Source organism: Streptomyces stelliscabiei (assembly GCF_014873495.1).
Lineage (GTDB): Bacteria > Actinomycetota > Actinomycetes > Streptomycetales > Streptomycetaceae > Streptomyces > Streptomyces bottropensis.
This window is the reverse complement of sequence record NZ_JADBGF010000001.1, coordinates 4892468-4911903: the sequence shown is the minus strand read 5'-3', so window position 1 is coordinate 4911903 and position 19436 is coordinate 4892468. Positions and strand designations below refer to the sequence as shown.

The 19436-nt window shown below is 71.0% G+C and carries 19 protein-coding genes and 1 tRNA gene; 11 read left to right on the top strand and 9 right to left on the bottom strand.

Going from position 1 to position 19436, the window contains the following annotated elements; translation table 11 throughout:
• Nucleotides 1-117: 117 nt before the first annotated feature.
• The 3 genes from H4687_RS21645 to H4687_RS21635 all read right to left on the bottom strand — a co-directional run bounded on the left by H4687_RS21645 (nucleotide 118) and on the right by H4687_RS21635 (nucleotide 1654).
• The gene (locus H4687_RS21645) at nucleotides 118-447 is read right to left on the bottom strand and encodes an SCO4225 family membrane protein (RefSeq protein WP_046917382.1); all 330 of its coding nucleotides are present in this window, start codon (nucleotides 445-447) and stop codon (nucleotides 118-120) included.
• 504 nt (nucleotides 448-951) lie between these two features.
• On the bottom strand, nucleotides 952-1254 hold the full coding sequence (locus H4687_RS21640) for a class I SAM-dependent methyltransferase (RefSeq protein WP_046917383.1): 303 nt from the start codon (nucleotides 1252-1254) through the stop codon (nucleotides 952-954).
• Nucleotides 1255-1405: 151 nt separating this feature from the next.
• Nucleotides 1406-1654: an SCO4226 family nickel-binding protein gene (locus H4687_RS21635; protein WP_020115722.1), complete on the bottom strand. Its 249-nt coding sequence runs from the start codon at nucleotides 1652-1654 to the stop codon at nucleotides 1406-1408.
• A gap of 173 nt (nucleotides 1655-1827) precedes the next feature.
• On the opposite strand from H4687_RS21635, the gene H4687_RS21630 reads away from it, so the two are divergent.
• The gene (locus H4687_RS21630) at nucleotides 1828-2232 is read left to right on the top strand and encodes a hypothetical protein (protein WP_046917384.1); all 405 of its coding nucleotides are present in this window, start codon (nucleotides 1828-1830) and stop codon (nucleotides 2230-2232) included.
• Between the two features lie 515 nt (nucleotides 2233-2747).
• Here the strand turns inward: H4687_RS21630 and phoU are convergent.
• Nucleotides 2748-3437 (bottom strand): phosphate signaling complex protein PhoU, encoded by a 690-nt coding sequence (gene phoU, locus H4687_RS21625; protein WP_005476809.1) that lies wholly within the window; start codon nucleotides 3435-3437, stop codon nucleotides 2748-2750.
• Nucleotides 3438-3724: 287 nt separating this feature from the next.
• Here phoU and H4687_RS21620 point away from each other — a divergent pair, with 287 nt between their 5' ends.
• Nucleotides 3725-4990 (top strand): sensor histidine kinase, encoded by a 1266-nt coding sequence (locus tag H4687_RS21620; protein WP_046917385.1) that lies wholly within the window; start codon nucleotides 3725-3727, stop codon nucleotides 4988-4990.
• Entirely contained in the window at nucleotides 4987-5667 is a 681-nt protein-coding gene (locus H4687_RS21615; RefSeq protein ID WP_046707143.1) for a response regulator transcription factor, read from the top strand. The genes H4687_RS21620 and H4687_RS21615 overlap by 4 nt, the downstream gene beginning before the upstream one ends.
• A 76-nt stretch (nucleotides 5668-5743) precedes the next feature.
• Here H4687_RS21615 and H4687_RS21610 read toward each other — a convergent pair whose 3' ends face one another.
• Complete coding sequence (locus H4687_RS21610) at nucleotides 5744-6433, bottom strand: copper chaperone PCu(A)C (RefSeq protein WP_046917386.1); 690 nt, start codon at nucleotides 6431-6433, stop codon at nucleotides 5744-5746.
• A gap of 722 nt (nucleotides 6434-7155) precedes the next feature.
• On the opposite strand from H4687_RS21610, the gene H4687_RS21605 reads away from it, so the two are divergent.
• The 6 genes from H4687_RS21605 to H4687_RS21580 all read left to right on the top strand — a co-directional run bounded on the left by H4687_RS21605 (nucleotide 7156) and on the right by H4687_RS21580 (nucleotide 13950).
• Nucleotides 7156-7638 (top strand): CarD family transcriptional regulator, encoded by a 483-nt coding sequence (locus H4687_RS21605; RefSeq protein ID WP_003953493.1) that lies wholly within the window; start codon nucleotides 7156-7158, stop codon nucleotides 7636-7638.
• 351 nt (nucleotides 7639-7989) lie between these two features.
• On the top strand, nucleotides 7990-8754 hold the full coding sequence (gene ispD / locus H4687_RS21600; RefSeq protein WP_005476804.1) for a 2-C-methyl-D-erythritol 4-phosphate cytidylyltransferase: 765 nt from the start codon (nucleotides 7990-7992) through the stop codon (nucleotides 8752-8754).
• Nucleotides 8744-9301, top strand: a complete 558-nt coding sequence (gene ispF, locus H4687_RS21595) for a 2-C-methyl-D-erythritol 2,4-cyclodiphosphate synthase (RefSeq protein ID WP_046917387.1) — start codon at nucleotides 8744-8746, stop codon at nucleotides 9299-9301. Before ispD ends, ispF begins: the two co-directional genes overlap by 11 nt.
• Nucleotides 9302-9577: 276 nt before the next feature.
• A complete protein-coding gene (gene cysS, locus H4687_RS21590) occupies nucleotides 9578-10981 on the top strand; it encodes a cysteine--tRNA ligase (protein WP_046919032.1) in 1404 nt (467 codons plus the stop codon).
• A 168-nt stretch (nucleotides 10982-11149) separates the two neighbouring features.
• Entirely contained in the window at nucleotides 11150-12091 is a 942-nt protein-coding gene (gene rlmB, locus H4687_RS21585; protein WP_046919033.1) for a 23S rRNA (guanosine(2251)-2'-O)-methyltransferase RlmB, read from the top strand.
• A 134-nt stretch (nucleotides 12092-12225) separates the two neighbouring features.
• Nucleotides 12226-13950 carry a DoxX family protein gene (locus tag H4687_RS21580; RefSeq protein ID WP_050399274.1) on the top strand — a complete coding sequence of 575 codons (1725 nt, stop codon included), beginning with the start codon at nucleotides 12226-12228 and terminating at the stop codon, nucleotides 13948-13950.
• Between the two features lie 116 nt (nucleotides 13951-14066).
• Here H4687_RS21580 and H4687_RS21575 read toward each other — a convergent pair whose 3' ends face one another.
• The 3 genes from H4687_RS21575 to H4687_RS21565 all read right to left on the bottom strand — a co-directional run bounded on the left by H4687_RS21575 (nucleotide 14067) and on the right by H4687_RS21565 (nucleotide 16839).
• A complete protein-coding gene (locus H4687_RS21575) occupies nucleotides 14067-14798 on the bottom strand; it encodes a nucleotidyltransferase family protein (RefSeq protein WP_046915793.1) in 732 nt (243 codons plus the stop codon).
• 213 nt (nucleotides 14799-15011) lie between these two features.
• Nucleotides 15012-15461, bottom strand: a complete 450-nt coding sequence (locus H4687_RS21570) for a hypothetical protein (RefSeq protein ID WP_046915792.1) — start codon at nucleotides 15459-15461, stop codon at nucleotides 15012-15014.
• 241 nt (nucleotides 15462-15702) lie between these two features.
• Nucleotides 15703-16839 (bottom strand): ABC transporter ATP-binding protein, encoded by a 1137-nt coding sequence (locus H4687_RS21565; protein ID WP_046915791.1) that lies wholly within the window; start codon nucleotides 16837-16839, stop codon nucleotides 15703-15705.
• Nucleotides 16840-17072: 233 nt separating this feature from the next.
• On the opposite strand from H4687_RS21565, the gene H4687_RS21560 reads away from it, so the two are divergent.
• Nucleotides 17073-17146 (top strand) — tRNA-Thr (locus H4687_RS21560).
• A gap of 133 nt (nucleotides 17147-17279) precedes the next feature.
• Here the strand turns inward: H4687_RS21560 and H4687_RS21555 are convergent.
• Nucleotides 17280-18638: a helix-turn-helix domain-containing protein gene (locus tag H4687_RS21555; RefSeq protein ID WP_063784595.1), complete on the bottom strand. Its 1359-nt coding sequence runs from the start codon at nucleotides 18636-18638 to the stop codon at nucleotides 17280-17282.
• A gap of 237 nt (nucleotides 18639-18875) precedes the next feature.
• On the opposite strand from H4687_RS21555, the gene H4687_RS21550 reads away from it, so the two are divergent.
• Nucleotides 18876-19376, top strand: a complete 501-nt coding sequence (locus tag H4687_RS21550) for a hypothetical protein (RefSeq protein WP_046916784.1) — start codon at nucleotides 18876-18878, stop codon at nucleotides 19374-19376.
• The last annotated feature ends 60 nt before the right edge of the window (nucleotides 19377-19436 follow it).

Sequence of the window (19436 nt, the reverse complement as noted above, 5' to 3'; positions counted from 1 at the left end):
CCTGACCAGGGCCGAAAAACGGGCCCGTCAGACCAGGGCAAGAAGAAGTAAGCAGACGCCATCAAGCCCCCTACCCGCGGCCTCTCCGCCGGTAGGGGGCTCCTTGCCGTGTTCAGCTCAGCCGCGGCTCGGGCGGGCCAGGCCGCGGCCGCCTCCGCGCAGGGCCTGCAGGAGGGCTCCGAGGGCGAACGACTGGACCAGCGCGCTGATGGCGACCCCGACAGCCAGGAACCAGTAGGGCGCGTCCGCACCCCAGAGCGCCCCGATGGCACCTGTTGTCACCAGGGAGGTGGGGGCGGTGAGAAGGAACGGCCATACCCCGACCATTTCGGGGTCCCCGAACAGTACGACAGCCACCTCGAGCACGACGGACGCGCCGACGAGCCCCAGATAGGCCGCCGAAGCGGGGTTGGCGAAGGTCAGGCGAAACAGGGTGCGAGCGTTCATCGGATTCCCCCCGGAGACTTGGTGCTTCCCACGCACCCCATGCTCCCGGCGGAACCAGGACTCCGTCGTGAGTACCCGTACTCAACTCGGCTCGCAGCAAGCTCAGTTGACGGGTCCGTCATCCGACGCGCCGACCGTGCCGCGAGGAGGGGCCCGGTCCGGACGGGGGGTGCCCTCGGCACGAAGAGGCTCAGCCGGAAGGTGGTCGGGTGGGTCGCGCGCCCGCAGAACCTGTCCACCCGCACCGCCGTCCAGTCGATCCCGCTGTCCGACGCTCGGAGGTGGCGGAGACGAGCGTGCCATTCCGACTCGTCCTGGGTTTCGAGAAGTACCTCCCAGCGGCCCGCGTCCGAGGCGAAACGAGCGGCAGCCCGCCGCGCCTCGTCCTGGCGGCCATGTCTCCTCCTGCGCTGCCCGGGCATCGGCCCAGCATCGTCGGCCCACCTCATCGCGGCAAGGCCATGACGACAGGTGCATGGCGCTCGCGCGCGAGTCCAGGGAGGGCTACGCGGACGCGCCCGTGACGTCCGGCGCGACGAAGCGGCGGTGCAGGGGGCTCAGGCTGGTTTCCGGGGTGCCCGTGAGGCCGGCTTTCTGGATCGCGGGAGCGAGGCGTTCGGTGAAGAAGGTCTCGAAGGCCTCCTGGGATTCCCAGACGTCGGTGACATGCAGGCCCTGCTCGTCGAACCAGGCCATGTGCAGCTGGCCGCCGGCCGCCGGGACCGCCTCCCAGTCGACCGCGTCCCGCACGGTGTCGTACTGCTCCGGAGTCACGTCCGCCCAGAGCATGGACATCACTACAGCCATCGAAGATCCCCCTTGATCGCCACCGGCGCCGGCATGCGCCATGCGGCATGGGGATGGTTCCATCCCGCGCGCCGTGCCGGACAGGGCGTGCGGAGGCGTATCGGCGCAGCGTGCGGAGGCGTATCGGCGCCCGCCCGAGAGTCCCGCGCGCTCAGATCGCCAGGGGCACCGGGTGGATCTCGTCCGCCTTGTGGCCGGCGCGTTCGTGGATGCGCTGGACGGCGTCGGCGGAGGGGGCCTCGGAGAGGCAGTACACGGTGCCGGACTCGGGGTCGGCCCACGCGCTCTCGAAGTGGACCTTCTCGTCCTTCTCGATGGCCAGGTCGGCGTTGTGCGCCTCGCGCAGTTGGTCCGCCGTGATGCCCTTCATGTTGTGGTGGACGTCCATGAACTTGCCCATGGCCGCACCTCCCTTTTCTCTCAGCGTCCCGTCCTCTCCCTTCATGCTGCGCCCGCGCGGCCGTGCGTGCGACCCCTCGCGCATCGGACCGACGTCGGACCGGCGTCGGACCTCCGAGCGCCAGCGTCCCCGTCCTGGGGATCAGGAGGTCGGGGACGACGGCGACAGGTGCCGTGGCCGTCATGGCGCTGCTGTTCGGGGGGCTGCCCGTGGGCTACTTCCTCGTCGCGTACGGGTGCGGCAGGCAGGAGGAGCGGTTCGGGGTGACGCTCGCCGACGAGCCCGTGCTCGGTGCGGGGATCGCCGGGGCCGTTGTCGTGGACACGTACCAGGAGTGCGACGACGACGGTCCGGCGGTCGCCGCCGGCAGGGCGTACCGGTACGACGGTGACCGGGAGGGTGTCCTGCGGCACTACCGCGACGCCGCGCAGGCCGAAGGGTGGCGACACCGGGCCGGCGACTGCTTCACCCAGCGGATCGACGGGGCGCTCGCCAGTCCGATGCCGGAGGGGCCGGCCGACGGCTCGTTCGCGGTGGAGACCGCCGCCGCTGCCGACAGCTCCGAGGCATGGTGCTGAACGCATGCGGCACGGGCGAGACTCGTGAGCGCGAGGAGGGGCCGTCCCGAGCGACGGCCCCTCCTCGCGGCTACGGACAGCAGCAGCCCGTGCCGGTCAGCCGCACTGGCACGGGTTGCCGGACTGGCATCCGCACGCACATCCGGAGCCGCAGCCACAGGCGCCGAACAGAGGCAGAGCTTTGATGTCCGCGGGCTGATGGGTGTCCCGTAGCTGTGTCGGGTCCGGAGTGCTGGGGCTGGCGGGGGATGGGGATTCGGCCATGGTCCCTCCTCGGAGGTAGCTGGGGCGGCGGGCAGTCGGTGGCAGCCGGGCAGCCAGGACCGCGAAAGGGTCGGCGGCCTGTGCGCTGCCCGTCTCCTGCCCTTGCCCATGGGTTGCCCCATTGCAGGCCGGTTCAGCCGGGCGCATCAACGGCGCACGGAGGCGTCCGCACGCCCCGCCGGACCGTGAGGCGCCGGAGCCCCGCAACGGGAGCCCCGCGCTCCTCCGCCTTCCCCGCACCAGCGGGATCCCTACGCCCCCTCCACCCCCGTGACGGGCTGGATGTCCGCCTGCAGCTCGTCCGCGTGCTCGCCCGTCACCAGGTACACCACGCGCTTGGCGACGGAGACCGCGTGGTCGGCGAAGCGCTCGTAGTAGCGGCCGAGGAGGGTGACGTCGACGGCGGTCTCGATGCCGTGCTTCCAGCGGTCGTCCATGAGGTGCTGGAAGAGGGTGCGGTGCAGGAGGTCCATCGCGTCGTCGTCGCTCTCCAGCTGGAGCGCGAGATCGACGTCCTTGGTGATGATGACCTCGGCGGCCTTCGCCATCAGGCGCTGCGCGAGCTGGCCCATCTCCAGGATCGTCGCGTGCAGGTCACGCGGGACGGTGTTCTCGGGGAAACGGAGCCGGGTCAGCTTGGCCACGTGCTGGGCGAGGTCGCCGGAGCGCTCCAGGTCCGCCGACATGCGCAGCGACGTCACGACGATCCGCAGATCCGTCGCCACCGGCTGCTGCCTGGCCAGCAGGGCTATCGCGCGGGCCTCCAGGTCGTGCTGAAGGTCGTCGACCTTCTTGTCCGCCTCGATCACGCTCTCGGCCAGCTTGAGGTCGGCGTCGAGCATCGCCGTCGTGGCGCGACCGATAGCCGACCCCACCAGTCGGGCCATCTCGACCAGGCCCTCACCGATCGAGTCAAGTTCCTCGTGGTACGCGTCCCGCATCAGGGTGTCCCTCTCTTACGTACGTCAGCTCGTGGGTAACCAGAAAAGCCGTTCCGGAGGCCGTTCCGCCAGGCCGGGAAGGCCGAACGACCGAATGAACGGCGACGGCGAAACGGTGACCGGGGGCCCGGACGAACCCCACGCTCCCACGTTCAGGCCCGTACGCGTCCGTTTCGGCCATCCCAAATGAACCAATACTGGCTCCAAGGTGAACTCTGGGCGACGAGTGTTCGAGGTCGCCCTCCGATCGCTGTGGGGATGTCCGACCTCGTGCCTAACCTGGAAGCATGGACGTGAACGCGGCGGTCGCCGCAGCGGCAGCGATCGCCGGAGTGCTCACCGGCGTCATCGCCATGCTGGCGTTCCGTGTGAGTGAACGCGAGCAGAAGCGTCCCACCAGAACCTCCCTGCACACGGACCCGGTGCTTCCGCCCGGTGTCGACACGGTGCTGTCGGTGCTCCGCTCCTCCGCGGTCGTGCTCGACGAGGCCGACGCCGTCGTCAAGGCCAGCTCCGCCGCGTACGCCCTCGGGCTGGTCCGCGGCGGGAAGCTCTCCATCGAGCCGATGCTGAAGATGGCGCGCGACACCCGTCGGGACGGCGAGATACGCCAGGTCGAACTGGACCTGCCCCGGCGCGGCACGGGACGCGGCGAGGCGCTCGCCGTCTCCGCGCGCGTCGCGCCACTGGGCTCCCGGCTCGTGCTGCTCCTGGTCGAGGACCTCACCGAGGCCCGCCGGATCGAGGCCGTACGACGTGACTTCGTCGCCAACGTCAGCCATGAGCTGAAGACGCCGGTGGGCGCGCTGTCGCTGCTGAGCGAGGCTGTCATGGGCGCGTCGGACGACCCCGAGGCCGTGGAACGGTTCGCCGGGCGCATGCAGATCGAGGCCACCCGGCTCACCAACCTCGTGCAGGAGCTGATCGACCTCTCCCGGGTGCAGAACGACGACCCGCTGGAGGACGCCGAGCCGGTCCGGGTGGACGAGCTGGTCGCCGAGGCCGTCGACCGCTGCCGCCACCAGGCCGGCACCAAGCAGATCACGATGGCCGCCGGCGGCACGGCCGAGCTGCGCGTCTGGGGCAACCGGGGGCAGCTCGCCGCCGCCCTCGGCAACCTCGTCGAGAACGCCGTCAACTACTCTCCGGCCCGCACCCGCGTCGGCATAGCCGCCCGCCAGGTGAGCGCGCCCGGCGGGGACCATATCGAGATCGCCGTGACCGACCAGGGCATCGGCATCTCGGACAAGGACAAGGAGCGCATCTTCGAGCGCTTCTATCGCGTGGACCCGGCCCGTTCCCGCCAGACCGGCGGTACGGGTCTCGGTCTCGCGATCGTCAAGCACGTGGCCGCCTCGCACGGCGGGGAGGTCACGGTGTGGAGTTCGGAGGGACAGGGCTCCACGTTCACCCTCAGGCTGCCGGAGGCGGGCACGGCCCGTGACCGTGCGGCACAGCACCCGGACCTCGACGACGAGGACGGACAGCCTCACCCCGACCCATCCCCGTACGGATCGTACGACCCGCTTCCCGCCCCGGAGGTCCTTCCGTGACCCGAGTGCTCGTCGTCGAGGACGAGGAGTCCTTTTCCGACGCCCTGTCCTACATGCTCCGCAAAGAGGGCTTCGAGGTCGCCATCGCGACCACCGGACCCGACGGTCTCGACGAGTTCGAGCGCAACGGAGCCGACCTCGTCCTGCTCGACCTGATGCTGCCCGGACTGCCGGGCACCGAGGTCTGCCGTCAGCTGCGCGGCCGTTCCAATGTCCCGGTGATCATGGTGACCGCCAAGGACAGCGAGATCGACAAGGTCGTGGGCCTGGAAATAGGAGCCGATGACTATGTCACCAAGCCCTTCTCCTCCCGCGAGCTCGTCGCCCGTATCCGGGCCGTACTGCGCCGCCGCGGCGAGCCCGAGGAGGTCAGCCCCGCCGCGCTGGAGGCGGGGCCCGTCCGGATGGACGTCGACCGCCACGTCGTCACCGTCTCCGGCTCCAAGGTCGACCTCCCCCTCAAGGAGTTCGACCTGCTCGAAATGCTGCTGCGCAACGCGGGGCGGGTCCTGACCCGTATGCAGCTCATCGACCGCGTCTGGGGCGCGGACTACGTCGGCGACACCAAGACCCTCGACGTCCACGTCAAGCGTCTGCGCGCCAAGATCGAGCCCGACCCGGGCGCCCCGAGATACCTGGTGACGGTGCGGGGCCTGGGGTACAAGTTCGAGCCGTAGGCCGATCCGGTGGTTCTACGCCGAAGGGCGGCACCCCTGACAGGGGTGCCGCCCTTCGGCGTAGGTGCGCGGGGGCTCAGTGGCCGGTGGCTTCCTCGGAGGACGAGGTGGACGGGGAGGCCGTGGAACCGGCGGCGGTGCCCTCCTCGGCGGTCTCGTCGGCGGCGGGTGAGCCCGAGGCGGTCGCGGACGGGGAGCCGGAGGTCTCCTCGGACGGGGAGGCGCTGGTGGCGGGGGCCTCGGGGATGTCGCTCGGGCCCCACTTCTCGAAGTAGTGCTCGGCGGGGACCACGAAGGCCCGCAGGCCGACCTCGCCGGTCTCGCTGAAGTCGAAGGTGACCTTCTGGGCGTTGCCGTCCTGGACCGCGTCGGTGAGGTCCGTCAGGACCGCGGAGGCGTTGTTCTCGCCGCCCAGGATGACGGAGCCGCCGGCCGGGACGACGATCTTGCCGCCCTTGCCCGCACCCTTGGCGGGGTTCAGCTCGACGGTGCCGGCGCCCTCGACGGTGACGGATTCCAGGGTCTGGTCGGTGTCGGCGCCGTTGAAGACGGTCGCGGAGACCACGGCGGGGCCCTTGGTGTCGGTACCGGGCTGGGTGACCACGATCGCGTTCTGGATCTTGATGTCGCCGACGCTCGTGGCCGCGTTGTCCGGCTTGACCTCCAGCGTCTGGGCGTTGTTGCCGGCGGCGCACGCGGCGAGTGAGGCGATCGAGAACGCGATGGCGGCGGCGGCGAGGGTGCCGCGTCGAAGGCTGCTGCTCACGGCGGCGGCAACTCCTAGAACGTGGGCGGTACGTGGTCTGTAGCGGGCCCAGGTTACCGAGCCGTCCCGTCCCTGCCGCACCCGACCCTCCCCAAGTCCCCCGACAAGTCGGCGGAGGCAATTGACGGTCGCCGCGACACGCCTGTCCGGCATTCACATAACCTCCGCCGAACTCGCCGCCACCGCGCCCTGGATTTCCCCCGGGGAATGCGCTCCGGTACGGAAAATCGATCAGCCGTCGGAACAGCGGCCGGACGCCCGTCGGAACACCGGCCGGAACTCGGACCGGAACGTGGGCCGGAACAGGGACCGAACGCCGGGCAGAACGCGCGGGAACCGTCGCCGGAAGGCCGGAGGAACAGGCCCAGAACACGATCCGGTAACGGCGGAACAGCGCCCGTTGATCGAACTCCTTGATCAATTCCGGATTCGTCTCGTACCCGACTCCGCTCACCGAACGGAGTAGCGTAAGTCGCACACATGGGCGCGGACAAAGCAGGACGTTCGGGCGCTCGTGCGGCCCTCCGGATGCGTGTACCGTACGCGTTTCGCTCCGCCCGGAGAGCCGCTCCGACCTGCGAATACCCTCCTCCGTTCGGCCCTCGCAGCACGTTCCTGTTGCAGTTGTCAAGCCCCGAGATGCGCCCTGACCTGCGAAAACGCCATTCAGAACACGCCGTTTCCGTGTTACCCTGGATAGCCACGGAAGGGGTACCTGTCACATGACGTTCAAGGTTGGCGACACCGTGGTCTATCCCCATCACGGGGCCGCGCTGATTGAGGCCATCGAAACTCGCCAGATCAAAGGCGTGGACAAGACCTACTTGGTGCTCAAGGTCGCTCAGGGCGACCTGACAGTGCGTGTGCCGGCGGACAATGCGGAGTTCGTCGGCGTACGTGATGTGGTCGGTCAAGACGGCCTGGACCGGGTCTTCGAGGTGCTGCGCGCACCGTATGCCGAGGAGCCCACGAACTGGTCGCGTCGCTACAAGGCAAATCTGGAGAAGCTCGCCTCCGGCGACGTCATCAAGGTCGCGGAAGTCGTGCGTGACCTGTGGCGTCGCGAGCGGGAGCGCGGACTCTCCGCCGGTGAGAAGCGCATGCTCGCCAAGGCCCGCCAGATCCTGGTGAGCGAGCTCGCCCTCGCGGAGAACACGAACGAGGACAAGGCCGAGGCCCTGCTCGACGAGGTCCTCGCGTCCTGAACTGACTCCTGAGGCAGGCAGCCAGCCCGCTCAGCCGTTCAGCGCAGCACATCGAAATGCCGCGGTGCCCGATGACGTACGTAATGTCGCCGGGCGCTGCGGCATGTTCATGTCCGGATGCCGAACGCCTTCATGGGGACTCCGATACTCGGCGATACTTGGCGTGCCCCGGTGCTCATGTGTGTACGGAGTGCTCGTACCTGTCGTACGCGTACTGCCGCTCCTACTTGGCGTGCCGGGCCCGGGCAGCTGGCTCGACCAGATGTCACGGAAGGGTCCGGTCAAGGTGTCGCGCCCGGCACGCTGTGGCCATACCCACCTAGGCCGAGCACACAAACCTGACAGGAACCGATGTCTGACGATTCGCGTCCCTCGCCTTCCGCGACCGCTACGGCAACCCGTACGGCGGCCGTGATCCCGGCAGCCGGCCGGGGTGTACGTCTCGGCCCGGGCGCCCCCAAAGCGCTGCGCGCGCTGAACGGCACCCCGATGCTGATCCACGCGGTACGCGCCATGGCCGCCTCCCGCGCCGTCTCCCTGGTGATCGTCGTGGCACCGCCCGACGGCGCCCCCGAGGTCAAGACCCTGCTCGACGCGCACGCCCTGCCCGAGCGGACGGACTTCCTCGTCGTCCCCGGCGGCGAATCGCGCCAGGAGTCGGTGAAACTCGGGCTCGACGCGCTGCCGCCCGGCTACGACATCGTCCTCGTCCACGACGCGGCCCGTCCGCTCGTGCCCGTCGACACCGTCGACGCGGTCATCGAGGCCGTACGGGACGGGGCGCCCGCCGTGGTGCCCGCGCTGCCGCTCGCCGACACGGTCAAGGAGGTCGAGCCCGCGGACGCGCCGGGCGCGCCGGAGCCGGTCGTCGCCACGCCCGAGCGCGCGCGGCTGCGGGCCGTGCAGACGCCCCAGGGGTTCGACCGGGAGACGCTGCTCCGGGCGCACGAGACGGTCACCGGGGAGGTGACCGACGACGCGAGCATGGTGGAGCGGCTCGGGCGGGGTGTCGTGGTCGTGCCCGGGCACGAGGAGGCGTTCAAGGTGACGCGGCCGCTGGATCTGGTGCTCGCGGAGGCGGTTCTGGCGCGCAGGAGGCTGAACGATGGGTTCTGAGCAGGCCGTGGGTTCCGAGAAGGCCGTGGGTTCCGGCGTGCCGGCGGTCGGGTCCGTGTCCGGCGCCGTGGTGTTGCCGCAGGTCGGGATCGGTACCGACATCCACGCCTTCGAGGAGGGGCGGGAGCTGTGGTGCGCCGGGCTGAAGTGGGAGGGGGAGGGGCCGGGGCTCGCAGGGCACTCCGACGCGGACGTGGTGGCGCACGCCGCCTGCAACGCGCTGTTCTCCGCCGCCGGGCTCGGTGATCTGGGGCAGCACTTCGGGACCGGGCGGCCGGAGTGGTCGGGGGCGTCCGGGGTGACGTTGCTGGCGGAGGCGGCGCGGATCGTGCGGGCCGGGGGGTTCGTCATCGGCAACGTGGCCGTGCAGGTGGTGGGGGATCGGCCGAAGATCGGCAAGCGGCGGGACGAGGCGCAGAAGGTGCTGTCCGAGGTGGTGGGGGCGCCGGTCTCCGTGTCCGGGGCGACCACGGACGGGCTGGGTTTCCCCGGGCGGGGTGAGGGGCTGATGGCGGTGGCCACGGCGCTCGTGGTGCGGGCGGGGTGACTTCTTGACCTCGGGGTGAGGGGTGGTTTTCGCCCCCGCCGTCCCTACCCGTCCCATCCCCGGTGGGCTGCGCCCCCGGCGCCCCCGGCGCCCCCGCGTGCTTGTTCGGGTGCGGGAGCGTCGTGGTCGCTCGCGCCGTTCCCCGCACCCCTTTCTCGGGCCCTCGGCCCGTCCGAAGGGCGCGGTGGCCGTACGCCGGGCGGGCATACGTCACGAATCTGTCGTCCTTGGGGTGAAGGGCTCGGGCACGGCTGGTGGGCCACTACGCTTGGGGGCGTGACTATTCGCCTGTACGACACCAGCGCCCGGCAGATTCGTGACTTCGCCCCGCTCACGCCGGGTTGTGTCTCGATCTACCTGTGTGGCGCCACGGTGCAGGCGGCCCCGCACATCGGGCACATCCGGTCGGGGCTCAACTTCGACATCATGCGCCGGTGGTTCGAGTACCGCGGGTACGACGTGACGTTCGTCCGGAATGTCACGGACATCGACGACAAGATCATCGCGAAGTCGGCCGATCAGGGCCGCCCCTGGTGGTCCATCGGGTACGAGAACGAGCGCGCGTTCAACGACGGGTACGGCGTGCTCGGTTGCCTGCCGCCCACCTACGAGCCGCGGGCCACCGGGCATGTGACCGAGATGGTCGAGATGATGCGCGGGCTGATCGAGCGCGGACACGCGTACGAGGCCGACGGGAACGTCTACTTCGACGTGCGGTCCTTCCCCGAGTACCTGGCGCTGTCCAACCAGGAGCTGGACAACCTCCTCCAGCCCTCCGGCGAGGGCGAGACCGGTAAGCGCGATCCCCGTGACTTCGCCATGTGGAAGTCGGCGAAGCCGGGGGAGCCGACCTGGGAGACGCCCTGGGGGCGGGGGCGGCCGGGGTGGCACCTGGAGTGCTCGGCCATGGCGCACAAGTACCTGGGCACCGCCTTCGACATCCACGGCGGCGGCCTCGACCTGATCTTCCCGCACCACGAGAACGAGATCGCGCAGGCCAAGGCCTTCGGCGACGCGTTCGCGGCGTACTGGGTGCACAACGCCTGGGTCACCATGAGCGGCGAGAAGATGTCGAAGTCGCTGGGCAACAGCGTCCTCGTCTCCGAGATGGTCAAGCACTGGCGGCCCATCGTGCTCCGGTACTACCTGGGCACGCCGCACTACCGCTCGATGATCGAGTACAGCGAGGACGCCCTGCGCGAGGCCGAGTCGGCGTTCGCCCGGATCGAGGGGTTCGTCCAGCGGGTCGTCGAGAAGGCCGGCGGGGTCGTGGAGCCCGCGGCCGAGGTGCCGCCGGCGTTCGCCGAGGCGATGGACGACGACCTGGGGGTGCCGCAGGCGCTCGCCGTCGTGCACACCACGGTCCGGCAGGGCAACAGCGCTCTGGCCGCAGACGACAAGGAAGAGGCCGTGGCGCGCCTCGCCGAGGTGCGGGCCATGCTCGGGGTCCTCGGCCTCGACCCGCTCGATCCGCACTGGGCCGGGGCCGTCGGCGACCGCGGCGAGGACCTCCACGGGGTCGTCGACACGCTCGTCGGACTGGTCCTCCAGCAGCGCGAGGCCGCCCGCGGCCGCAAGGACTGGGCCACCGCGGACGCCATCCGCGACCAGCTCAACCAGTCGGGTCTGGTCATCGAGGACAGCCCCGACGGCCCGCGCTGGACGCTCGGCCCGCGCTGAGCCCGAACGTCCGGTCACCTTGATCGATTGTGCCGCCCGGGCCTCCGGGCGGCACACTGCATTACGTACACACGACGACATACGCACGACGACATACGCACGACGACATAGACACGACGACGTACGCCCGACGCGTACGCACACACGCTTCTGAGAGACGGGTAGGTCATGGCCGCTAACAACCGCCGCATGTCCGGCAAGAAGGGCGCGCAGGTCGGCAGTGGCGGCCAGCGGCGCAAGGGTCTTGAGGGCAGGGGCCCGACCCCGCCCGCCGAGATGCGCAAGAAGCACAAGGCGAACCGCATCGCCAACGCCAAGGCGAAGCAGGCCGCACGCCGTCCCGCGCCGCGTGGCCGGGGCGGCAAGGGCACGTCCGAGATGGTGGTCGGACGCAACCCCGTCGTCGAGGCGCTGCGTGAGGGCGTGCCCGCCTCGACGCTGTACGTCCAGCAGTTCATCGACAACGACGAGCGGGTGCGCGAGGCGCTGCAGCTCGCGGCCGAGCGCGGCGGCATCAACCTCATGGAGGCGCCGCGCCCCGAGCTGGACCGCATGACCAACGGGCTCAACCACCAGGGTCTCGTCCTCCAGGTTCCGGCGTACGAGTACGCGCACCCCGAGGACCTGACGAACGCCGCGTACGACGAGGGCCAGGACCCGCTGATCGTCGCCCTCGACGGCGTGACCGACCCGCGCAACCTCGGTGCCGTCGTCCGGTCGGTCTCCGCGTTCGGCGGCCACGGCGTCGTCGTGCCCGAGCGGCGCGCGGCCGGCATGACCGCCGGCGCGTGGAAGACGTCCGCCGGCACGGCCGCGCGTACGCCCGTCGCCCGTTGCACCAACCTGACGCGCGCGCTGGAGGCCTATAAGAAGGCCGGTGTCGTGGTGGTCGGTCTGGCCGCCGACGGCGAGACCGAGATCGGTGACCTGGAGGCCCTCGGCGGTCCGGTCGTCATCGTCGTCGGCAGCGAGGGCAAGGGCCTGTCCCGCCTCGTGGGCGAGACGTGCGACTACCGGGTGCGGATCCCGATGCCGGGTGGGGCCGAGTCGCTGAACGCCGGTGTCGCGGCGGGAGTTGTGCTCTACGAGGCGGCTCGGCGCCGGGCGTAGTTCCGTCGGTGTGACGGGTGTGAAACCGGGCCCCAACTGGGGGTTCGGGGTGTTCCGGACGACCTTGACGGGGTCCGGACAGATCGGGGCGGTCAAAGCAGTGTCCTAACGACACGTCACTCGGTTAGATGAGTGTGGACACCAGAACACCCCGCACACCCACGGGGGACCGTTCGTCGGGATTCGACTCGGGATTCGACGACGCTCCCGCGCTGAGCATGGTGAAGGTGCCGAGCGATCCGGCGCAGGTCATCGTCAACCACGCGAGCTTTCGCGTGCAGTTGGGCGTCTCCACGCGGGCGTCCCCGCGCATCGCACGGCACTTGAGCGTCGGCGAGGACACCGCGCGCATCCCGGTCGCGGGCACGGCCGGGCGCTCCGGCGCGCCCGCCGCCGGGCGCCGGCGCGCGCCCGTCGTCTGGAGCGGGAAGTCCGCGCCCGACGACACCGGAGCCCACCGGCTCCTCCAGGCGGTACGCGGCGCGGGCGTCGGCCGAGGGGCCGACCCGCTGGGCGACACCGGGTCGACGCAGGTCATCCCCCGCCTCGACGGCGTGGGCGGCAGCGCCTACGACACCGGCGGCGGGCGTTACGGCGACGCGAGCGGGCGCTACGGCGCCGACCTGACCGTCGAGACCGTCGAGACGCCCCTCGTGGGCAGCCAGCGCACCCACGGCGACCACGCCGCCGACGGCACCCGGCTCCTGCCCGCCATGCGCACCGTCGGCAGCACGTACGACGAACCGGAGTACGGCCAGGACGCCTACGCCGACGGGGAGTTCGCGGAGCCGTACGACGACGGCGAAGGCGAGCGCGGCGGGCGGCGGACCGGCAACGAGCCCGTCCGGCACGCCTATTACCCCGGGCGCCGGATGAACCTCGGCGTGGTGCTGCTGCCGCTGCGCGTCTTCCTCGGCTTCATCTCCGCCTACGCCGGCATGGGCAAGCTCTGCGACCCGCACTACTTCGACGGCGGCAAGCGCGGCTCCATGGTGAAGTGGCTGAACACGCTGCACCCGTGGGAAGTCGCCGAGCCGCTGCGGCAGTTCGCCCTCGAACACCCGGTGGGTTCGGGGCTCGTCATCGCCTTCGCCCAGGTCATCGTGGGCGTGCTCACCGTCTTCGGACTCTGGCAGCGGGTCGCCGGCGGTGTCGGGGCGCTGCTGTCGGCCGCGCTGCTCGTCACCGTCAGCTGGAAGACCGTCCCCGTCTACGAGACGCCCGACATCATCTACCTCGCCGCCTGGTCCCCGCTGATCATCGCGGGCGCGCCGGTGTACTCCGTCGACGGGCGGCTCGCGGGCGGCGCCTGGCGCACGCTCGGGCCGCGCGCCGACATCTGGGAGCTGCGGCGGTACGTACTGCGCCGGGGCGCGCTCGTCGCCGCGATCGTCGTCGGGCTGACGCTGCTCGTGGGGTCCGTGCTCGGCGGGGCCGTGCGCGACGCCGACCGGATCGTCGTCCCCGGGCCCGGGGAGGCGCCGCGCAACGAGCTGCCGGGGTCGCCGCTGCCGGATGAGCCGAGCGCGCGGCGCGAGAACAGCCCGAGCGCGTCCAACTCGCCGTCGGCGGGCGCGACCTCGGCGACGCCTTCGCAGGCGGCCACGACGCCGGGCGCCGCGCCGTCCACCGGGGCGGTCACCGGCGGGCAGCCGAGTCAGACGCAGGGGACGGCGGGGCAGGCGCCGCCGCAGCAGACCACGCCGGTCGAGCAGGTGCCGAGCACCACTGCCGGGCCCAGCTCCAGCGGAGGGGCCTCCGGCGGTGCGACCGGAGGGGCCACCGGGTCCAACGGGGGGTCCACCGGGGGGAGTTCCTCGGGTGGGCAGCCTGGGCTGGTGGGCGGACTGCTCGGGTAGGTTCCGTCGGCTGTGCCGATGTGCTGGTGGGCCCCGCGTGCTTCTTGGCGCGGGGCCCACTGCCGTGTTCGGTGGGGCGGGGGAGGCGGCTGGAGAGCGGCTGCGCCGTGCGCCGTTCAGCGGCTCAGGGCTGCCAGTTCCTTGGCTGCTTCCGTGAGGTCCTTGGCCGTGTCGATGGCTCGCCAGTAGGCGCCCTGGGGGAGGGGGAAGCCGGCCAGACGGCGTTCGCGGGCCAGGCGGGGGAACGTGGTGCGTTCGTGGTCGCCGCGGGCCGGGAGGAGGTCGGTGAACTCCGGGGAGAAGACGTAGACGCCGGCGTTGATCTCGTACGTCGTCGGCGGGGCCTCGATGAAGTCCGTCACGCGGCCGAAGCCGTCCGTCTTCACCGCGCCCCAGGGGATGCGGGGGCGGGCGAGGGCGAGGGTGGCGAGGGCGTCGCGTTCGGTGTGGAAGTCCGCCATGTCGCGGAGCGAGAAGCGGGTCCAGATGTCGCCGTTGGTGGCGTACCAGGGGCGGTCGGGGTGGGGCAGGTGGGAGGCGGCGTACTTGAGGCCGCCCCCTCGGCCGAGGGGTTCCGTCTCGACGACCGTGGTGACGCGGACCGGCAGGTCGGCCGAGTCCAGCCACTTCTGCAGGACGTCGGCGAGGTGGCCGCAGGAGACGACCACGTCGGTCACTCCCTCCTCGGCGAGCCAGGTGAGCTGATGGCCGATGATCGGGGTGCCCGTACCGGGGATCTCGACCATGGGCTTGGGCCGGTCGTCGGTGTACGGACGCAGCCGTGAGCCCTGGCCACCGGCGAGGATCACGGCTTGAACGGGGCGCGACGCGGCGTTCGGATCGGTCATGCCCGAACTGTACGTGGCGCCCCGTTCGCGGGAGCACGGCCCTGGGATCGGTGTACGGGGATGCCGAGCGCCTGGAGCCCTCGGGGATCCTGCGGGGCCTGGTGGGCCTACTGGAAGCCTCTGGGAGCCCCTTGGGGCCGCTGGAAGCTCTCTACGGCACTGCGGGGCCCTCAGCGGTGCGTCGCGCGGTCACCGGCGATGCGTCGCACTGTCTCAGCTGAACTGGGCGGCCACTCCTGTCGCGAAGGACGTGTCACAGACCGGGCGGGCGAAGGACTGGGCGCGGGTGGGGCCGTAGGCGCGGACCGCGGCGCGGCCGAGGGCGCGGGCGATGGAGGTGCAGTGCTTGGCCAGCGCCGGGCGGCCGTTCACCGCCTGCTGGAGGTGGGTGAGGGCGACGCCCGGGTTCTCCTCCTGCAGCTCCACGAGGAGCTTGTCGCGCAGCACCTCGTGGGGGGCGCGGGTCTTGGCGCGCTGGGAGACCTCCGAGGCGGCGAGCATCGACTCCGCCGGGTCGGTGCCCGACCAGTTGACCCGGGTGACCGCGAGGGTGCCGGAGAGGACCATGACGACGGGCAGGACCAGGGCCAGGGAGCGGCCGATCCTGCGGGCGGGACCGCGGCCGTGGCGCGTCCGTTGCGTGTGGGTGTGGGTGTGCTTCACGCGAGTGAGGGTAGCGCGGGGTAGTGATATGGCGACATTAGGTCACCGGTACGGGGGATGTCGAAGCTCCGTCTTCCGGGTGGCAGGTTGACGCACACTGGTCGAAAACAACCTATTTGCCGGGGTAGTTGAGGGCAACGAAGAAGGCCCCGCGAATGTTTGCGGGGCCTTCTTCGTCAACCTGGGTGATTTATCCCGGGCTGGAGGTTTCGCGCACGGTCACGGACGCGCCGTGTCCGGGTCAGTCGGAGAGGCGCTCGCCCGTCGAGGTCGAGAACACGTGGTTCTCGCCCGGACGCGGCACGACGTGCAGCGTCGCACCCTTCTCGGGCACCTGGCGGCCGTTGACGCGGACCACGAGGTCCTTGGTCTCGCCGCCGACCTCGGCGGTGCCGTAGACGTAACCGTCGGCGCCGAGCTCCTCGACGACGTTGACGGTGACGGCGAGGCCGGCCGGGGCGTCGGCGGTGTCCTTCGACAGGGCGGCGGCCACGGAGCCGTCGTGCTCCACGATGTCGAAGTGCTCGGGGCGGACACCGACGGTGACGGTGGTGTCACCCTTGTCGGAGGCGGCCTTGAGCGCGTCACGGTTGACCGGGACGACGCTGTTGCCGAACTTCACACCGCCGTCGGTGATCGGGACCTCGACCAGGTTCATGGCCGGGGAGCCGATGAAGCCGGCGACGAAGAGGTTGGCCGGGCGGTCGTACATGTTGCGCGGGGTGTCGACCTGCTGGAGCAGACCGTCCTTGAGGACCGCCACGCGGTCGCCCATCGTCATGGCCTCGACCTGGTCGTGGGTGACGTAGACGGTGGTGATGCCGAGGCGGCGCTGCAGGGACGCGATCTGCGTACGGGTCGAGACACGGAGCTTGGCGTCGAGGTTCGACAGCGGCTCGTCCATGAGGAAGACCTGGGGCTCACGCACGATGGCGCGACCCATGGCGACACGCTGGCGCTGACCGCCGGAGAGGGCCTTCGGCTTGCGGTCCAGGTACTCGGTGAGGTCGAGGATCTTCGCGGCCTCCTCGACCTTCCGCCGGATCTCCGCCTTGTTGACGCCGGCGATCTTGAGCGCGAAGCCCATGTTGTCGGCGACGGTCATGTGCGGGTAGAGCGCGTAGTTCTGGAACACCATGGCGATGTCCCGGTCCTTCGGCGGCAGGTGCGTGACGTCGCGGTCACCGATGCGGATGGCGCCGCCGTTGACGTCCTCGAGCCCCGCGAGCATGCGGAGCGAGGTGGACTTGCCGCAACCGGACGGGCCGACCAGGACGAGGAACTCGCCGTCCTCGATCTCGATCTCGAGCGCGTCCACGGCGGGCTTGGTGGAACCCGGGTAGATGCGGGTCGCCTTGTCGAACGAAACTGTGGCCATGGGTCGTAGGCCCCCTTCACCGGCAGGAACGTGCCGGACGATCCGAGTAAAGGTGGTGATCCACCGCGGACGGATCCACGGTGGTGTAGTCCACGGGAGTGGATTGGGTCAGGACGGTACCTGTCGTTCACCTGGTCTGTCAGTACCTCGACCCCTGTGAACTTCGCGGAAATTTTCGACGAGCACACCCTGTGACGTGGGTACACTGCACGGGCGCCCCCGCGAGGGGCCACGCCTCCTTAGCTCAGCTGGCCAGAGCAACGCACTTGTAATGCGTAGGTCGTCGGTTCGAATCCGACAGGGGGCTCTCTTGCTGCCCCAGGCCAGATGTTCTCTGGCCTGGGGTTTTGCGTTCAGCGGACGCGGCGGCGACGTCGGGTGCGGGCCGCTCGGCTGTCGGCGGTCCCAGGAGTGGTCTCAGACGCCGGTTTCGTCGTGGTTCAGGTCGTGGGGGTCCAGCCGTCGTTCGCGTACCAGTACTGGGGCAGGCCCTCGATGCCGGTGGTGCGGAACGGGGTGCCGTGGTCGTCGATGCGTGCGGTGCCTGTGCGGCCCTCGGAGGACCAGTCGAGTTCCAGGTACCAGCGGCAGTCGCAGTCGACGGTGCGGGCGTCGACCATCAGGACCTCGGGAGCCTTCGCGGACACCTGGTAGGGCATGCGGGTGGCCGGGGTGCCCGTTCCGCCTTCGGGGCCCTGGGCCGGGCGGGCGACCGGGCGGTCCATGTCCAGGTCCACCGCGAACGAGCGGGGGTCCAGGTCGCCGCCGCAGCCCTGGCCCGTGAAGTAGACGGTGCCCTTCATCGGGGCCGCCCGGCCCACGACGCGGACGCGCAGGGCCTCCAGGACGACGGCGGTGTCCGTCCGCCCCTGCACGGCGATGTCCACGAGTGTCTGGCCGCCGTGCACCGCGCCCTGCGAACGCGCCCATGGGGCGGCGTCCTGCGGGAGCGGGGGCGGGGGCACCTGGCGGGGCGCCTTGTCGATGACGTAGTCGTGGTCGCAACCGGTCGCCCAGAGCTGGGAGTTCACGGTCCAGGTCAGGGGCGGGGCGGCGGAGACGGTCTTCTTGGCGGGGGAGTCCGCGGAGGGGCTCGCGGGCGGGCTCGTGGACGGGGTCGGTGAGCGGTCGCCCGCGGTGGACGCCTTCGGTGCGGGGGTGTGGGACGGCAGACCGCGTGCGGGGGAGGCGGGCGCGGACGGTGTCGGGGAGCCGTGCCGGGTGCCCGCCGTCTTCGCGGTCGTCGTGGCGGACGTCAGGGCGGACAGGCCGGCCAGGGCGGCTGTCAGCGCGGCCACGACAGCGGCGGCGAGCGCGATGCGGTGCCTGTACCAGGGCTGTCGCGGTACGCGGCCCGATGCCGTAGCTGCCACGGGCGCGGTGTCGGCGGTCGTCGTGGAGACGGGGGCCGGGGGCGCCCCGCCCCCGCCCCCGGACACGATCTCAACGGCTGCGGCTTCCGCTTGGGCTAGGGCCTCCGCTTCGGCCGGCGCCGCGGCGGGTTCGGTGGCGGCCGGTGCGGCCGGGGTGGGCGTCGTCCGGGACCGCTGTCGGGCCGCCACGGCCAGGACCCACCGCCGGTGCAGCTCGACCCGTTCGGCCCGGGTGGCCTCGCACAGCGCGGCGATACGTTCCACGGTCGCGAAGCCGAGCGGCACGGCCTCGCCCGAGCAGTACCGGTGCAGCGTCGAGGCGTTCATGTTCAGGTGGCGCGCGAGCGCCGCGTAGCTGCGGTCCGTACGGGCCTTCAGACGCCGTAGCAGCGCCGCGAACTCCTCCACCTCGTCCTGGGACGACACCGGTTCCTCCTGACTCGCATCCCAGGACGGCATCCCAGGCACTCCCCAAGAGGAGAGGTCAGCGGGCCTGGGACGGTTCCACCGTTGCGGGTGGGCCGCCGGCCGTTGTGGTGGGTCCGGCGGGCCGCCGAAGCTCTGGGTGTCGCCGGAGCCGCCCCTCACCAGGGGTCGAGGGGCCGCCCCGTACACCGCGACGCACTTTCGATCCAACGCCACACGACATCGGGGAACTCACTCATGAAGAGCAACACGACCACCCGCAAGCACGTCCGCCGCACCGCTCTGATCGCCGGCCTCGTCGCCGCCGTCGTCCTCCCGCTGGGGCTCACCGCGTCGGCGGAGGCGACCACGGGAGGGACGACGGCGGGTGCCGTCGCGCAGCGGACCATCAGTGGCAAGTCGTCGGACAACGTGACCCGGGTCGCCGACTTCTACGGCGCCTACATCGACGCCCAGCTCGACGCGGACAACGGCAGGCTGACCACCGAACTCCGCGAGTTCTACGTCCGCCCCGACGCTCTCCGCAAGGTGGAGAAGTGGGAGGCCCGCAACAACGCGGACGGCATCCTGCACGCCCAGAACGTCCCGGCGAAGTGGACGGTCAAGAACGGCGCCACCGCTGACAAGGTTGCCGTCACCCTTACCTGGGGCATGGGAGGCACCGTCAAGCTCGTCGTCGACCTGGACCGCGACCACCGGATCACCCGCATCGGCGTCCCCGGCGGCAGCGGCAAGTGACGGCGGGTCCCGGGTCGCGGGGGCGGCCCGGGACCGCGTGTCGGGGGCGAGTCGGCCCGG

Excerpts from the sequence above, each read along its gene's own strand:
- H4687_RS21645 (WP_046917382.1), bottom strand. The coding sequence starts at position 447 with ATGAACGCTCGCACCCTGTTTCGCCTGACCTTCGCCAACCCCGCTTCG.
- H4687_RS21640 (WP_046917383.1), bottom strand. The coding sequence starts at position 1,254 with ATGGCTGTAGTGATGTCCATGCTCTGGGCGGACGTGACTCCGGAGCAG.
- H4687_RS21635 (WP_020115722.1), bottom strand. The coding sequence starts at position 1,654 with ATGGGCAAGTTCATGGACGTCCACCACAACATGAAGGGCATCACGGCG.
- phoU (WP_005476809.1), bottom strand. The coding sequence starts at position 3,437 with ATGCGGGACGCGTACCACGAGGAACTTGACTCGATCGGTGAGGGCCTG.
- H4687_RS21620 (WP_046917385.1), top strand. The coding sequence starts at position 3,725 with ATGGACGTGAACGCGGCGGTCGCCGCAGCGGCAGCGATCGCCGGAGTG.
- H4687_RS21605 (WP_003953493.1), top strand. The coding sequence starts at position 7,156 with ATGACGTTCAAGGTTGGCGACACCGTGGTCTATCCCCATCACGGGGCC.
- ispD (WP_005476804.1), top strand. The coding sequence starts at position 7,990 with ATGTCTGACGATTCGCGTCCCTCGCCTTCCGCGACCGCTACGGCAACC.
- ispF (WP_046917387.1), top strand. The coding sequence starts at position 8,744 with ATGGGTTCTGAGCAGGCCGTGGGTTCCGAGAAGGCCGTGGGTTCCGGC.
- rlmB (WP_046919033.1), top strand. The coding sequence starts at position 11,150 with ATGGCCGCTAACAACCGCCGCATGTCCGGCAAGAAGGGCGCGCAGGTC.
- H4687_RS21575 (WP_046915793.1), bottom strand. The coding sequence starts at position 14,798 with ATGACCGATCCGAACGCCGCGTCGCGCCCCGTTCAAGCCGTGATCCTC.
- H4687_RS21565 (WP_046915791.1), bottom strand. The coding sequence starts at position 16,839 with ATGGCCACAGTTTCGTTCGACAAGGCGACCCGCATCTACCCGGGTTCC.
- H4687_RS21550 (WP_046916784.1), top strand. The coding sequence starts at position 18,876 with ATGAAGAGCAACACGACCACCCGCAAGCACGTCCGCCGCACCGCTCTG.